This window comes from Angustibacter aerolatus, from assembly GCF_054776675.1.
In genome coordinates this window covers 1-14,565 of the sequence record NZ_BAAHBM010000080.1, presented here as the reverse complement: position 1 = coordinate 14,565, position 14,565 = coordinate 1, and the positions used below count along the sequence as shown (strand labels likewise).

The 14,565-nt window shown below is 76.3% G+C and carries 12 protein-coding genes; 9 read left to right on the top strand and 3 right to left on the bottom strand.

All coding sequences use genetic code 11. From position 1 onward, the window contains the following. From ACYVI6_RS15225 to ACYVI6_RS15205, 5 genes are all read left to right on the top strand, one after another. Nucleotides 1-856: ATP-binding cassette domain-containing protein (locus tag ACYVI6_RS15225; RefSeq protein ID WP_460447179.1), on the top strand; the 856-nt coding region annotated here is incomplete at its 5' end. Beyond that, nucleotides 853-1,779 carry an ECF transporter S component gene (locus tag ACYVI6_RS15220; RefSeq protein ID WP_460447178.1) on the top strand — a complete coding sequence of 309 codons (927 nt, stop codon included), beginning with the start codon at nucleotides 853-855 and terminating at the stop codon, nucleotides 1,777-1,779. The genes ACYVI6_RS15225 and ACYVI6_RS15220, both read left to right, overlap by 4 nt. After that, complete coding sequence (locus tag ACYVI6_RS15215; protein WP_460447177.1) at nucleotides 1,776-2,375, top strand: bifunctional adenosylcobinamide kinase/adenosylcobinamide-phosphate guanylyltransferase; 600 nt, start codon at nucleotides 1,776-1,778, stop codon at nucleotides 2,373-2,375. The genes ACYVI6_RS15220 and ACYVI6_RS15215 overlap by 4 nt, the downstream gene beginning before the upstream one ends. Continuing rightward, nucleotides 2,372-3,493 carry a nicotinate-nucleotide--dimethylbenzimidazole phosphoribosyltransferase gene (gene cobT / locus ACYVI6_RS15210; RefSeq protein WP_460447176.1) on the top strand — a complete coding sequence of 374 codons (1,122 nt, stop codon included), beginning with the start codon at nucleotides 2,372-2,374 and terminating at the stop codon, nucleotides 3,491-3,493. The genes ACYVI6_RS15215 and cobT overlap by 4 nt, the downstream gene beginning before the upstream one ends. 133 nt (nucleotides 3,494-3,626) lie before the next feature. Continuing rightward, nucleotides 3,627-4,424: an adenosylcobinamide-GDP ribazoletransferase gene (locus ACYVI6_RS15205; RefSeq protein ID WP_460447175.1), complete on the top strand. Its 798-nt coding sequence runs from the start codon at nucleotides 3,627-3,629 to the stop codon at nucleotides 4,422-4,424. Nucleotides 4,425-4,434: 10 nt separating this feature from the next. Here the strand turns inward: ACYVI6_RS15205 and gcvT are convergent, their stop codons facing one another. Continuing rightward, the gene (gcvT, locus tag ACYVI6_RS15200) at nucleotides 4,435-5,583 is read right to left on the bottom strand and encodes a glycine cleavage system aminomethyltransferase GcvT (protein WP_460447174.1); all 1,149 of its coding nucleotides are present in this window, start codon (nucleotides 5,581-5,583) and stop codon (nucleotides 4,435-4,437) included. A gap of 98 nt (nucleotides 5,584-5,681) precedes the next feature. Between gcvT and ACYVI6_RS15195 the strand changes: the two genes are divergently transcribed. Next, nucleotides 5,682-7,205 carry a leucyl aminopeptidase gene (locus tag ACYVI6_RS15195; RefSeq protein ID WP_460447173.1) on the top strand — a complete coding sequence of 508 codons (1,524 nt, stop codon included), beginning with the start codon at nucleotides 5,682-5,684 and terminating at the stop codon, nucleotides 7,203-7,205. 227 nt (nucleotides 7,206-7,432) lie between these two features. On the opposite strand, the gene ACYVI6_RS15190 is transcribed toward ACYVI6_RS15195, so the two are convergent. Continuing rightward, complete coding sequence (locus ACYVI6_RS15190) at nucleotides 7,433-7,777, bottom strand: oxidoreductase (protein ID WP_460447172.1); 345 nt, start codon at nucleotides 7,775-7,777, stop codon at nucleotides 7,433-7,435. A 152-nt stretch (nucleotides 7,778-7,929) separates the two neighbouring features. Here ACYVI6_RS15190 and lpdA point away from each other — a divergent pair, with 152 nt between their 5' ends. The 3 genes from lpdA (at nucleotide 7,930) to ACYVI6_RS15175 (ending at nucleotide 12,670) form a co-directional block, all read left to right on the top strand. Further along, the gene (lpdA, locus tag ACYVI6_RS15185) at nucleotides 7,930-9,315 is read left to right on the top strand and encodes a dihydrolipoyl dehydrogenase (protein ID WP_460447171.1); all 1,386 of its coding nucleotides are present in this window, start codon (nucleotides 7,930-7,932) and stop codon (nucleotides 9,313-9,315) included. 76 nt (nucleotides 9,316-9,391) lie between these two features. Further along, entirely contained in the window at nucleotides 9,392-11,524 is a 2,133-nt protein-coding gene (gene sucB, locus ACYVI6_RS15180) for a 2-oxoglutarate dehydrogenase, E2 component, dihydrolipoamide succinyltransferase (RefSeq protein ID WP_460447170.1), read from the top strand. Nucleotides 11,525-11,779: 255 nt separating this feature from the next. Next, complete coding sequence (locus ACYVI6_RS15175; protein WP_460447169.1) at nucleotides 11,780-12,670, top strand: TIGR01777 family oxidoreductase; 891 nt, start codon at nucleotides 11,780-11,782, stop codon at nucleotides 12,668-12,670. A gap of 200 nt (nucleotides 12,671-12,870) precedes the next feature. Here ACYVI6_RS15175 and ACYVI6_RS15170 read toward each other — a convergent pair whose 3' ends face one another. Then, on the bottom strand, nucleotides 12,871-13,233 hold the full coding sequence (locus ACYVI6_RS15170) for a hypothetical protein (protein WP_460447168.1): 363 nt from the start codon (nucleotides 13,231-13,233) through the stop codon (nucleotides 12,871-12,873). Between the last annotated feature and the right edge of the window lie 1,332 nt (nucleotides 13,234-14,565).

Here is a 14,565-nt window from a genome sequence, read left to right as displayed (position 1 = left end):
GCGTGCCGCCGGTCCCCTGCGGTCCGCGCTCGACGACGCCCCGCCGGCGCCGCGCCGGGCCGCGCCGACGACCGGGCCGCTGCTGGCCGCCGACGCGGTGGTGGTGCGGCACGGCGACGTCACCGCGGTGGCCGGGGTCGACCTGGCGCTGCGCGACGGCGAGGTGACGGCGCTGATGGGCCGCAACGGCGCCGGCAAGTCGTCGCTGCTGTGGGCGCTGCAGGGGTCCGGACGACGCACCGGCGGCCGCGTGCAGGTGTCCGGCGACGACCCTGCGCGGCTGGGCGCCGCCCGCCGCCGGGCGCTGGTCGGGCTGGTGCCGCAGCAGCCGTCCGACCTGCTCTACCTCGACACCGTGGCGGCAGAGCTCGCCCAGGCCGACCGCGACGCCGACCGCCCATCGGGCACGGCCGCCGCGCTGCTGCAGCGGGTGCGCGCGGGCGTCGACCCGGCGGCGCACCCCCGCGACCTGTCCGAGGGCCAGCGGCTGTGCCTCGTGCTCGCGGTGCAGCTGACCGCCCGGCCGCGGGTGCTGCTGCTCGACGAGCCGACCCGCGGCCTCGACCACGACGCGAAGCTGGCCCTGCGCGACGTGCTGCGCGACCTCGCCGCCGACGGGCACGCGGTGCTGCTGTCGACGCACGACGTGGAGTTCGTCGCCGAGGTGGCCGACCGGGTGCTGGTGCTGGCCGGGGGCGAGCTGGTGACCGACGGACCGGTCGCCGACGTGCTGGCCGGCTCCCCGGCGTACGCGCCGCAGGTGGCCAAGGTCGTGGCCCCCGCGCAGCTGCTCACGGTCGACGAGGTGCGCGCCGCCCTCCCCGCGTGGCCCGCTCCGGCCGAGGCCACCTCGTGACCGCCCCGCTGTCCGCCGTCCAGGCCGGTTCTCGCCGTCCAGGCCGCTCCCGGGCTCGTTCGAGCGGCCCGGACGGCGGACCCGGCGTGCCGCGCGACGTCCGGGCTGTGCGGCTCGGCCCGCGGTCGGTGCTCGCCATGACCCTGCTGTCGCTCGTCGGCGTCGGGGCGTTCGGCTGGCCGCTGCTGGCGGACGCCGGGTCGACGCTCGCGCACGGCACCGACGCCCCGCTCGTGCTGGCGCTCGTGCTGCCCCTGCTGCTCGCGGTGGTGCTCGCGCAGATCAGCGAGGGCGGCATGGACGCCAAGGCGGTCGCCCTGCTCGGCGTGCTGTCGGCGGTCGGCGCCGCGCTGCGACCGCTCGGCGCGGGGACGGCCGGGCTCGAGACCGTGTTCTTCCTGCTGGTGCTCGCCGGCCGGGTGCTCGGGCCGGGGTTCGGCTTCGTGCTGGGCGCCACGACGCTCTTCGCGTCGGCCCTGCTCACCGGCGGCGTCGGCCCGTGGCTGCCCTTCCAGGTGCTGGGCGCCGCGTGGGTCGGGCTCGGCGCCGGGCTGCTGCCGCGCGCCCGCGGTCGCCTCGAGCTGGCGCTGCTGGCGGGGTACGGCGCGCTCGCCGGCCTGCTGTACGGCGTGCTGCTCGACCTGTCGTTCTGGCCGTTCGCCGTCGGCACCGGCAGCGACCTGTCGTTCGTGCCCGGGGCCCCCGTCGCCGAGAACCTGCACCGCTGGCTGCTGTTCTCGCTGGCCACCTCGCTCGGTTGGGACGTCGGGAGGGCCGCGACGAACGTGGTGCTCGTGCTGCTGACCGGTCCAGCCGTGCTCGGTGCGCTGCGGCGGGCCGCTCGCCGCGCGGCCTTCGAGGCGCCGGTGCGGTTCGAGCCGCCGGCTGCCGACGTCGCCGCGCCCGAGGGGACGCGATCGTGACCGCGCTGCCGGCCCGCACGCTGGTGCTCGGAGGCTCGGGGTCGGGCAAGTCCGCCGTGGCCGAGGCGCTGGTGCGGGACCTGCCCCACGTCACCTACGTGGCGACCGGCGCCGCACCCGACGCCGCCGACCCCGCGTGGGCGCAGCGGGTGCAGCGGCACCGCGACCGGCGTCCGGCCGGCTGGGGCACGCTCGAGACCACCGACGTCGCCGGCGTGCTGCGCGCGCACCGAGGCCCGCTCCTCGTCGACTCGCTCGGCACCTGGCTGGCAGGCGTCCTCGACGCGTGCGACGGCTGGTCCGACGGCGACGCGTGGCGACCGGCGTACGTCGAGGCCGCCGACGCGCTGGTCGCGGCGTGGCAGCACGCTGCCGGGCCGGTCGTGCTCGTGGCCGACGAGGTGGGGTCGGGCGTCGTGCCGTCCACGCCCGCCGGACGCCGGTTCCGCGACCTGCTCGGCCCGCTCACCACCCGGCTGTCGCGCTCGGCCGACCGGGCGCTGCTCGTCGTCGCCGGCCGGGCGCTCGAGCTGCCGCCGCCGCACCCCTGGGTCGACGACCCGCACCCACCCGCACCGACCCCGGAGGACGCATGACCGTGTTCGACCTCGACGCGCTGACCAGCGCGATCGGGCCGCGCGACGAGGACGCCGCCGACCGCACCCGGGAGCACGTCGACGGGCTGGTGAAGCCGCTCGGGGCGCTCGGCCGTCTGGAGGACCTCGCGATCTGGCTGTCGGGCGCCCAGGGCCAGAGCCCGCCGCGGCCGCTCGACCGGGTGCGCGTCGTCGTGTTCGCCGGCGACCACGGCGTGGCCGGTCAGGGCGTCTCGGCCTACCCCAGCGAGGTGACGGCCGCCATGGTGGCCACGTTCCTCGCCGGGCGGGCCGGCGTCAGCGTGCTCGCGGCGCAGCACGACGCGGGGGTGCGGGTGCTCGACCTCGGCGTCGACGCCGACCTCGACGTGCCGGCCGAGGTCACCCGCTTCAAGGTGCGCCGCGGCAGCGGAGCCATCGACCGCGAGGACGCCCTGAGCGACGACGAGCTGCAGCGCGCCCTCGACGCCGGCGCGACCGTCGCCGACGAGGAGGTCGACGCCGGCGCCGACCTGCTGATCGCGGGCGACATGGGCATCGGCAACACGACCGTCGCCGCCGCGCTCGTCGGCGCCGCCCTGCAGCTCGCGCCGCTCGACGTCGTCGGCACCGGCACCGGCATCGACGACGCCGCGTGGGCCGTCAAGGTCGGCGTGCTGCGCGACGCCCTGCACCGCGCGCGCCCGCACCGGGCCGACGGCCTCGCGCTGCTGCGCACCGTCGGCAGCGCCGACACCGCCGCGATGACCGGGTTCCTGCTGCAGGCCGCCGCCCGCCGCACCCCCGTGCTGCTCGACGGCGTCGTGCCCTCGGCCTGCGCCCTGATCGCCCGCCGCGTCGTCGAGGGCGCGGGCCAGTGGTGGCTCGCCGGCCACCGCAGCACCGAGCCCGCCCAGCGCCGCGCCCTCGACGTGCTCGGCCTCGAGCCCCTGCTCGACCTCGGCATGCGGCTCGGCGAGGGCACCGGCGCCCTCACCGCGCTCCCGCTGCTCCGCTCGGCGCAGCGGCTCGCCGCCGGCATGGGCCGCCTCGCCGACCTCGACCTCGGCGGTGGTCCGGGCACCGCGGCGGCCGACCCCGCACCGTCCGAGGCGGCCGTCCATCGTGACGCCACGTGACCGCCGCTCGCTCCCTCTTGATGGCGCAGGGTGCCCCCGTGCCGTTCCTGCCGGCGCGGGGTGCCCCCGCGCCGTCGGAGACGGCCGGGGGTGGTCACGGTGCGTCACCGGTGTGGCCTGAGCGCAGGGGTCGGTGAGCGGGCTGCGGCTACCGGACCCGCTGCGGTTGGCGCTCGGCACGCTGACGGTCGTGCGGGTGCCGCCACCGACGCGGCTCGACCGCGAGACCGCGGGCAGGGCCATGCTGCTGGCGCCGCTCGCCGCGCTGCCGCTGGCGCTGCTGGTGCTCGTCGTCTGCCTGGCCGGGCGGCTGCTCGGGGCGCCGCTGCTGGTGACCGCGGGCGTCGCGCTCGGCCTGCTCGCGCTGGGCAGCCGCGGGATGCACCTCGACGGGCTGGCCGACACCGCCGACGGGCTGGCCAGCAGCTACGACCGCGACCGGGCGCTGGAGGTCATGCGGCGCGGCGACGTGGGACCGGCCGGCGCGGTGACGCTGGTGCTGGTGCTGCTCGTGCAGGCCGCCGCGCTGGCGGACGTGCTGCGCGCCGATCGCTGGACCGCGGCCGCGGCACCTGCGGTGGCGGTGCTCGTGTCGCGAGCGGTGCTGCCGCTGGCGTGCCGGCGCGGGCTGCCCGCAGCACGCCCCGAGGGGCTGGGCAGCACGGTGGCCGGGTCAATCGCGCCGTTCGCCGCGGTGCTGGTGCTCGCCCTGACGGCCGGGGTCGGCGCGCTGGCGCTCGGGTGGCAGGCCGCGGAGGACGTCCCGCGCTGGCTGGCCGGGCCCCTGGCGACGGCCACCGCAGCGGTCGCCGCCCTGGGGCTGCTGGCTCGCTGCCGCGCACGGCTCGGTGGGGTGACCGGCGACGTGCTGGGTGCGGCGGTCGAGGTCGCGCTGACCGCGGCCCTCGTCGTCCTGTCGCTCCTGGTCTAGCAGCGACCGCTCAGATCGGCTGGCCCTTGGCCTGCGCCTCGACGAACGGGGGCTTGACGACCCGGGCCCGCAGCGGCCGCCCGCGCACGTCGACCACCACCTCGTCGCCGTCCGCGACCGACCGGTCGAGCAGCGCGAGCGCGATGCCCTGGCGCAGGGTCGGCGAGAAGGTGCCGGACGTCGTGACGCCCACGTCCGCGCCGGTCTCGGCCGCAGCGCCGTCGCCCTCGGCGGTGGGGAGCGCCCGCACCCGGCAGCCGTCGCGCGGGATGCCGCGCTCGAGCGCCAGCAGCCCGCGCAGCGTGCGCGACGCCCCCGCCTCGCGCTCGGCGAGCAGCGACTCACGGCCCCAGAAGGCCGGCTTGCGCCACCCGACCGCCCAGCCGCTGCGCGCCTGCACCGGCGTGATGTCGAGCGACAGCTCGTGCCCGTGCAGCGGGTACCCCATCTCGGTGCGCAGGGTGTCGCGCGCGCCGAGCCCGGCCGGCAGCCCGCCCTCGGCGACCACGGCCTCCAGCAGCGCGTCCCACAGCTCGCCCGCGGCGTCCCAGCGCGGCAGCAGCTCGTACCCGCGCTCGCCCGTGTAGCCGGTGCGGCAGACGACGACGGGCGAGCCGCGCCACCCGGCGTCGACGAAGCTCATGTACTCGTGACCGATCGGCAGCCCGAGCGCCTCGAGCACCGCGTCGGCCCGCGGACCCTGCACGGCCAGCACGCCGTACGAGCGGTGCTCGCCGGTCACCTCGATGCCTTCGGGCGCAGCGGCTGCGAGCCGGCGCACCACCTCGGCGGTGTTGGCCGCGTTCGGCACCAGCAGCACCTCGTCGTCCGCCCGCAGGTAGGCGATGAGGTCGTCCACGACGCCGCCCGACTCGTCGCAGCACAGCGTGTACTGGGCCTGGCCGGGCGCGATCCGACCCAGGTCGTTGGTGAGCGTCGCGTTCACGAACTCGGCGGCACCCGGTCCGCGCACGAGCGCCTTGCCGAGGTGGCTGACGTCGAACAGGCCGGCCCGCTCGCGCACCGCCGTGTGCTCCTTGACCACGCCGCCGCCGGCGTACTCGATCGGCATCAGCCAGCCACCGAAGTCGGCGGTCTTGGCGCCGAGGGCCACGTGCCGGTCGTGCAGGGGCGAGCGGAGCAGGTCGTCGCTGGGCATGGCGGTCAACCTAGATGATCCAGGCGGGCGTCCCGCGACGGCACGAAGTAGCGTAGCCCGGCCCGGCACCCCGGGCGCCGTCGAGGAGAGGACCACACGTGCCCACGATCAGCCTGTCCGACAAGGACGTCGCGTCGATCAAGGTCGACGCCGTCGTCGTGGGGGTCGCCTCCGGTCCGGACGGTCCGCAGCTCGTGCCGGGTGCCGATCTGCCGCGGTCGCTGCGCACGTCGCTCACCGACGCGCTGCCGTCCCTGGGCGTCAAGGGCGCCGCCGACGAGGTCGTGCGGGTGCCGGCGGGCAGCGACCTCACGGCGTCGGTCGTGGTGCTCACCGGCCTGGGCGACGCCCCCCGCGGACGCCGTGCCGCCTGGCCGGCCGAGACGCTCCGCCGCGCCGCCGGTGCCGCCACGCGCTCGCTCTCGGGCACCGGCTCCGTCGCGGTGGCGCTGCCGGCCGAGGACGTCGACCAGGTCACCGCCGTCGCCGAGGGCGCGCTCATCGGCGCCTACGAGTTCACTCGGCACCGCGGGCGCACCGCCGCCGACCGCAAGCCGCCGGTCGCCGCCGTCACCGTCCTCACCGCCGTCGCGCGAGACAAGGCGGTCAAGGCGGCCGCCGAGCACGCCGCGGCCGTCGCGGACGCCGTGCACCTGACGCGCGACCTGGTGAACACCGCCCCCGGCGACCTGCCGCCCGCCGCGTTCGCCGACGCCGTCGTCGCCGCAGCGAAGGGCACGTCGGTCAAGGTCACGGTGCTCGACGAGAAGGCCCTCGCGAAGGGCGGGTACGGCGGCATCCTCGGTGTCGGTCAGGGCAGCAGCCGCCCGCCGCGGCTGGTGAAGCTCGAGTACGCCCCGCGCGGCGCCGGCAGCCACCTCGCCTTCGTGGGCAAGGGCATCACGTTCGACTCGGGCGGCCTGTCGCTGAAGCCGCCGGCCGGTATGGAGACGATGAAGTCCGACATGGCCGGCGGCGCCGCCGTCGCCGCCGCCGTGCTCGCCGTCGCCCGGCTCGGGCTCGCCGTGCGGGTCACCGGCTGGGTGCCGCTCGCCGAGAACATGCCGAGCGGCACGGCGCAGCGGCCCTCCGACGTCCTCACGACGTACGGCGGGCGCACCGTCGAGGTGCTGAACACCGACGCCGAGGGCCGGCTGGTGCTGGCCGACGCCATCGTCGCCGCGAGCGAGGAGCACCCGGACGCGATCGTCGACGTCGCCACCCTCACCGGGCACCAGGTGCTCGCCCTCGGTGCACGCGTCGGCGCGATCATGAGCAACGACGACGAGCTGCGCGAGCGGGTGCACGCCACCGCCGAGCTGGTCGGCGAGCAGCTGTGGCCGATGCCGCTGCCGGTCGAGCTGCGGGCCAGCATGGACTCCGCCGTCGCCGACATCGCGAACATGGGCGAGCGCGCCGGCGGCATGCTCGTCGCCGGCCTCTTCCTGAAGGAGTTCGTCGGCGACCGCACCGACGGCGAGGGCCAGATCCCCTGGGCGCACCTCGACATCGCCGGCCCGTCGTTCAACGAGGGCAAGCCCTGGGGCTACACGCCGAAGGGCGCCACCGGCTGCACCGTGCGCACGCTCGTCGGACTGGCCACCGGAGCCGTCTCCGCCTGACGCCGCGACCGGCGGACCTCGCAGGCCGGGCATGCGGATCGGGCCGCTCCGCCAGGACGGTACGCCAGGACGGTCCGCCAGGACGGTCCGCCAGGACGGTCCGCCAGGACGGTCCGGTCGGACGGTCCGGTCCGGTCCGCCCGCTCCGCCCGCCCGCACCGCCGCACCGTTCGGTCCGACCGCTCGGTCCGACGACCACGTCGGTCCGGCGCCGCGGGGGTGCTCGCCTAGGCGAGCCCCTCGCGGCGCTGCTTCGACGTCCACTCGCGCATCCGCGACGGGTACCCGGTCTGCTGCACGTCGTACGCCGGCACACCGAGCTCCCGAGCCAGGTCGCGCGCGGCGTCCGGGCCGCTGACCCGCCGCCTGGTCCACTCCCCCGACGTCGCGATCAGCACGATCGTGGTCGGCGTGACCGACGTGCGCGGCTCGACGTACATCTCCACGCCGACCCGCGTCGACACGAACTGGCGCAGGTGCGCCATCGCCGCCTCGACGTCCGCCTTCGTGGGCGCGTCGCCGCCCGGCCCGCCGCCCGCTCCTCGACGACGTGACCGCCTGAACCACCGCACAGCGCCTCCCCACCTCCCCCGGCCACGCGACCGGGCAGGGCCAGCATGCCGGAGCGTCGCCGCGCCGGTGGTCCGCTTGTGTCTGGTTGCTCCGGTGGTGACAGGATGGGGCCGCATCCGCCCAGGCAGTGAGACGTGAGGGAGCAGGCGACGTGGCCGACAGCACCGGCGAGGTCTTCGACGTGGTGATCCTCGGAGGTGGCAGCGGCGGGTACGCCTGCGCCTTCCGGGCTGCCGAGCTGGGGCTCTCCGTGGCACTGGTCGAGCGCGACAAGCTCGGCGGCACCTGCCTGCACCGCGGGTGCATCCCCACCAAGGCGCTCCTGCACGCGGCCGAGGTCGCCGACTCCGCCCGCGACGGCGCGCACTTCGGGGTGCGCACCACGCTCGAGGGCATCGACATGGACGGGGTCAACGGCTACAAGGACTCCATCGTCGGCCGGCTCTACAAGGGCCTGCAGGGCCTGTTCAAGGCGCACCAGGTCACGGTGATCGAGGGCGAGGGCCGCCTCGTCGCGAAGGACACCGTGCAGGTCGGCGACCGTCGGGTGCAGGGCCGCAACGTCGTGCTCGCCACCGGTTCGTACGCCCGCTCGCTGCCCGGCCTCGACATCGGCGGTCGCATCATCACCAGCGACCAGGCGCTCACCCTCGACCACGTGCCGGCCAGCGTCGTCGTGCTCGGCGGCGGCGTCATCGGCGTCGAGTTCGCCAGCGTCTGGAAGTCGTTCGGCGCCGACGTCACGATCGTCGAGGCGCTGCCCCGCCTGGTCGCTGCCGAGGACGAATCGGCGTCGAAGGTGCTCGAGCGGGCCTACCGCAAGCGCAAGATCGCCTTCAAGACCGGCGTGAAGTTCAGCGGCGCCACCCAGGACGACGACGGCGTGCACGTCACGCTGGAGAACGGCGAGACCATCGACGCCGAGCTGCTGCTCGTCGCCGTCGGCCGCGGCCCGTCGTCCGCCGGGCTCGGGTACGAGGAGGCCGGCGTCACCGTCGACCGCGGCTTCGTGCCCACCGACGAGCGGCTGCGCACGAACGTGGAGAACGTCTTCGCCGTCGGCGACCTCGTGCCGGGCCTGCAGCTGGCCCACCGCGGCTTCGCGCACGGCATCTTCGTCGCCGAGGAGATCGCCGGCCTCAAGCCGGTGCCCGTCGTCGACTCCGGCATCCCGCGCGTCACCTACTGCGACCCCGAGATCGCGTCGGTCGGGCTGACCGAGGCGCAGGCCCGCGAGAAGTACGGCGACGACCGCGTCGAGACCATCGAGTACAACCTCGGCGGCAACGGCAAGAGCCAGATCCTCGGCACCACCGGCTTCGTGAAGCTCATCCGCGAGAAGGACGGTCCGGTCGTCGGCTTCGTGGCCGTCGGCGCGCGCATGGGCGAGCAGGTCGGCGAGGCGTCGCTCATCGTGAACTGGGAGGCCTTCCCCGAGGAGGTCGCTCAGCTCATCCACGCCCACCCCACGCAGAACGAGTCGCTCGGCGAGGCGCACCTCGCGCTGGCCGGCAAGCCCCTGCACGTGCACGCCTGATCCACCAGCCCTCCGGCCCACCCGGTCGGACCACCTCGACGCCGACCAGCACGTCCGACGAAGGAGAGCGCTACCCATGTCCGAGCGGGTGACCATGCCGGCCCTCGGCGAGTCCGTGACCGAAGGCACCGTGACGCGCTGGTTGAAGCAGGTCGGCGAGCAGGTCGCGGTCGACGAGCCGCTGCTGGAGGTGTCGACCGACAAGGTCGACACCGAGATCCCCAGCCCGGTCGCCGGCACGCTGCAGGAGGTGCTGGTCGGCGAGGACGAGACCGTCCCCGTCGGCGCCGACCTCGCCGTGATCGGCGACGGCGCGGCGACCGGCTCGGACGCCGGCTCGGACGGCGACAACAGCCAGGACGCCGCCTTGCAGCAGCAGCCCTCGCAGGCTGAGCCGGCGCAGCCCGCTGCGGCGCAGGAGGCGCAGCCCGAGCAGGCTCAGGCGCAGCAGGCCCAGCCCGAGCAGGCACAGGCGCAGCAGTCGCAGCCGGAGCCGCCCGCGACGGACGAGGCGCCGGCGGCCGACACCGGGTCGACCGGCGGTGAGGGCACCACCGTGCAGATGCCGGCCCTCGGCGAGTCGGTCACCGAGGGCACGGTCACGCGCTGGCTCAAGGCCGAGGGCGACGAGGTCGCCGTCGACGAGCCGCTGCTCGAGGTCTCGACCGACAAGGTCGACACCGAGATCCCCAGCCCGGTCGCCGGCACGGTGACGAAGCTGCTCGTCGGCGAGGACGAGACCGTCCCCGTCGGCGCCGACCTCGCGATCATCGCCGGCGGCGCTGCGGGTGCCGGCTCGAGCGACTCCTCGACCGGTGCCTCAGGTGCGCAGCCCGAGCAGCCGGCTCAGCCCGAACAGCCGAGCCAGCCCGAACAGCCGAGCCAGCCCGAGCAGCCGACCCAGCCCGAGCAGCCGACCCAGCCCGAGCAGCCGACCCAGCCCGAGCAGCCGACCCAGCCCGAGCAGCCGGCCCAGCCGTCGCTCGCCGACGAGGTGGCCGAGCGGCGTGCCGAGCACGAGCAGTCCGCGGAGGCGACCGCCCCGAGCTCGTCGTCCGGCGAGCAGCAGGGAGGGTCCGGACAGGACGCGCAGCAGTCCTCCGAGGCCCCGGCGAGCTCGAGCGGCTCGGCCCCCGCGGCCACGGTCGTCTCGGCCGACCCGTCGGCTGCCGCCGGCACGTCCGGCGGGGATGCGACGCCCACCCCGCAGGCGCCGCCCGTCGGTGACGCCTCGGCGTACGTCACGCCGCTGGTGCGCAAGCTGGCGGCCGAGCACGGTGTCGACCTGTCGACCGTGACCGGCACCGGCGTCGGCGGACGCATCCGCAAGCAGGACGTCCTCGACGCCGCCGAGCAGGCCCGCCAGCAGGCCGAGGCGGAGCGTGCGGCGGCGGAGCGCGCTCAGGCCCCGCAGCAGCCCGAGCCGTCCGCCCCGGCCGCCGCCCCCGCAGCTGCCACGGCCGGCGGGTCGCTCGCCGCCTCGGTCTCGGCCAAGCGCGGCACGACCGAGAAGATGACCCGGCTGCGCAAGCTCATCGCGGCGCGCATGGTCGAGTCGCTGCAGACGTCCGCGCAGCTCACCACCGTGGTCGAGGTCGACGTCACGAAGATCGCCCGGCTGCGCGCCCGAGCCAAGGGTGACTTCGAGGCGCGCGAGGGCGTGAAGCTGTCGTTCCTGCCGTTCTTCGCGCAGGCCGCGGTCGAGGCGCTCAAGGCCCACCCCACGGTGAACGCCAGCCTCGAGGACGACACGATCGTCTACCACGCGCAGGAGAACCTCGGCATCGCCGTCGACACCGACAAGGGCCTCATCGTGCCCGTCGTGCGCGACGCCGGGGACCTGAACATCGCCGGCATCGCCCGCAAGATCGCCGACCTCGCAGCCCGCACCCGCGGCAACAAGATCGGGCCGGACGAGCTCGGCGGGGGCACCTTCACGCTGACGAACACCGGCAGCCGCGGCGCCCTCTTCGACACCCCGATCATCAACCAGCCGCAGGTCGCCATCCTCGGCACCGGCGCCGTCGTGAAGCGGCCCGTGGTCGTGCAGGACACCGACGGCGGCGAGACGATCGCGATCCGCTCGATGGTCTACCTGGCGCTCAGCTACGACCACCGGATCGTCGACGGCGCCGACGCCGCACGGTTCCTGGTGAGCATGAAGGAGCGGCTCGAGGAAGGCGCCTTCGAGGCCGACCTCGGCCTCTGAGCCAGCACGACCGCGGTCCCCGACGGGCCCGTCCTCCCCCAGCCGCCGGCCGGAGAGGGACGGGCCCGTCGGCGTCTCGGCCCGCCGCGACCCGTCCCGGCCGGCGGGCTGTGTGCCGAGCCGCATGGTCTGCGAGGTGGGTCGCGGTGCTCTCGTCACGCTCGACGCACCGGACCCGAGGACGTCGCCGTCCGTCAGCGCGTCAGCCACAGCCGACGACAGGCGCGGGCGGCTCGAGCCTGCGAGGCTCGCGTCATGAAGATCGCGGTCACCGGCGCGTCCGGACTCATCGGCTCGGCCCTCGTGCGGCACCTGCAGTCGGACGGTCACACGGTGCTGCGGCTGGTCCGAAGGGCACCGAGGGCGTCGGACGAGGTGCGCTGGGACCCGTCGGCCGGGCTCGTCGACCTGCCGGCCCTGCAGGGCGTCGAGGGCGTCGCCCACCTGGCCGGCGCCGGGGTGGGCGACCACCGCTGGACCGACAGCTACAAGCGGACCATCCTCGCCTCCCGCGTCGACGGCACCACGACCCTGGCGCTGGCCCTCGCCCAGCTCGATCCGCAGCCCGCCGTGCTCGTCTGCGGCTCTGCCGTCGGGTTCTACGGCGACACCGGCGAGACCGCCGTCTCCGAGGACGGGCCCCCCGGCACCGGCTTCCTCGCCGACGTCGTGCGCGCCTGGGAGGGCGCGGCGCAGCCGGCCCGCGACGCCGGCATCACGGTCGCCCACGCCCGTACGGGACTCGTCATGTCGCGCACGGGCGGCGCCTTCGCCCAGCTGCTGAAGCTCGCTCGGCTCGGCGCCGCTGGTCCGCTGGGCAGCGGGCAGCAGTGGTGGAGCTGGATCACCTTGGAGGACGAGGTGCGCGCGATCGTGCACCTGCTGGGCGGCACCCTGAGCGGCCCCGTCAACCTGACCGCCCCCGAGCCCCGCCGGCAGCGCGAGGTGGCCGCCGCGATCGCCCACGAGCTGCACCGGCCCTCGGTGCTGCCCGCTCCGTCCGTGGCGCTGCGCGCGGTGCTCGGGGAGTTCGCCGGTGACGTGCTCAGCAGCCAGCGCGTGCTGCCTGCCGCGCTGCTCGCCGACGGCTTCACCTTCGCACAGCCGCAGCTGGAGGACGGGGCTCGCTGGATCACGGCGAGCTGACACCGGTGCGCTGACGGGCTGCTGCGCCGCCGCTGACGGGCGAGGGTGGCGTCGACAGGGTCCGCGGCTCGCGGAGCGCCCGGGCACCGGTCCGATCGTGCGGCCGACGACCACACCGATCGCCCCGACCGCGACGAACGCCTGCAGCACCCCGCAGCCGGTGACGGCGAGCACCAGCGCGTGGAGGACGTGACCGGGGCTCATGCCGCCTCCACGGAGCGCAGGCGCCACCCGGCCGGTCCACGAACCAGCTCGAACCGCTGCATGGGGCCGACGGTCTGGGGAACGCGTTGCAGCACCCGGCCGTGCCGATCGACCACGGCGTAGGACGAGACGTCGGTCTGCGCCTCGACCGCTGCTCGGGCACGACCCCCCTGCAGCAGCCGCACACCGTGGGCCTGCAGGGCGAGCCCGTCGTACCGCAGGCCTCGGCGGGCCAGCGAGCGCACGTCGGTCGTCAGCCGCCGGGCCACCGGCGAGCCCGGGACGGCCACCGCGTCGACGGCAGACCTGGACGCGCTGGCCAGCACCGCGGCTCGGCGGACCGCGAGCGCCTGCAACACCGCCGTGGCGTCGGCAGCGGACGCGATCCCCGCCACCTGGTCTGCGGCGCCCGCCAGGCCAGCGACCTCATCGGACGGTTCGACGGACGCGGCCGCCCCGAGCGATGGGGCGCCTCCCCCAGCCGGTGCGACGGGAGCGCCGGACGAGCCGGGGCGGCTCGGGGTCGGCGAGCCGCCCGGGCGACCTCCCTCGGACCCGAGGGGCGTCGTGCCGTCCTCCCCCGCGGCGCTCCCGGACGTGCTGCGGCGTGTCGGCGCGCGGCCCGCAGCCTGGCCGGACGACGCGTCGCCGGCACCTCGCGGGTGCGCAACGGACTGTGAAGCCGGCGCGAGGCGGTCGTGCCGGCCGGGCTGGTGAGGTCGGGTGACCAGGACGCCGATGGCGGCCAGCGCGAGGACACAGGCGCCCACGAGGGTCTGGCGACGCGTCGTCGCAGCGCCCGCCCCGCGGCCACCGCGATCCGGCTGACCACCACTCACCGACGCCGCGGCCCGGGCACGGCGAGACCAAGCGCCCCGAGCGTCCCCGCGGACACCGCGACCACCGCGACCACCGCGACCACCGCGGCCACCGCGGCCACCGCGGCCACCGCTGACCGACGCCCCGGCCCCGGCCCCGGCCCCGGCCCCGGCCCCGGCAGGACGAGACCCGGCGCCCCGACGATCCCCGCGGCCGCCGCGATCGGCCTGACCACCGCTCACCGACGCCACAGCGCGGGCACGGCGAGACCAGGCGCTCCCAAGATCCCCGCGGCCACCGCCATCGGCCTGACCACCGCTCACCGACGCCACAGCGCGGGCACCGCGCGACCAGGCGTCTCGAAGACCCCGGGGGCCACCACGGCGACCTGCGGCGGCGCCGACGTCCAGCACGTCGGGTGCGCCGACCGCACCGTGAGCGGTCGGGGCTGTGCCCCGCCACCTGTGCAGGCGACTGCCGCCGTCCTGGCCTCGGGATGCTCCCCCTCGATCCGCTGTCAGTGGGTGATCGGCCGCCGTACCGCCTGTCCACCCGACGCCCGACTCCTCGAGCAGCTCGTCGCTCGGCCGGACCGCGGCCCACGCGTCGTCCGACGCGGACTGCTGGTCGGTGAACCCCCTGGTCCGTCGGGCGCTCGTGAGACGAGACAGGAGCCGCGCCGTCCGACCTACCCGGGTGCGGCGCACCGGCTCGGGACGCGCGTCGCGCGCCAGCGACCGGCGACGGGCGACCCGCCCTCCGGCGACGGCGCCGCCGAGCACGTCCTCGGGGTGCCCGGCCAGCCAGCCGGAGGTGGCCGAGGGCGGCTCGGCGACCGCGGGCGGCGCTGCGGCGACGACGCGTGGCCGGAC

Coding starts and splice junctions, on each gene's coding strand:
- cobT (WP_460447176.1), top strand. CDS start 2,372: ATGACCGTGTTCGACCTCGACGCGCTGACCAGCGCGATCGGGCCGCGC.
- gcvT (WP_460447174.1), bottom strand. CDS start 5,583: ATGCCCAGCGACGACCTGCTCCGCTCGCCCCTGCACGACCGGCACGTG.
- sucB (WP_460447170.1), top strand. CDS start 9,392: ATGTCCGAGCGGGTGACCATGCCGGCCCTCGGCGAGTCCGTGACCGAA.
- ACYVI6_RS15175 (WP_460447169.1), top strand. CDS start 11,780: ATGAAGATCGCGGTCACCGGCGCGTCCGGACTCATCGGCTCGGCCCTC.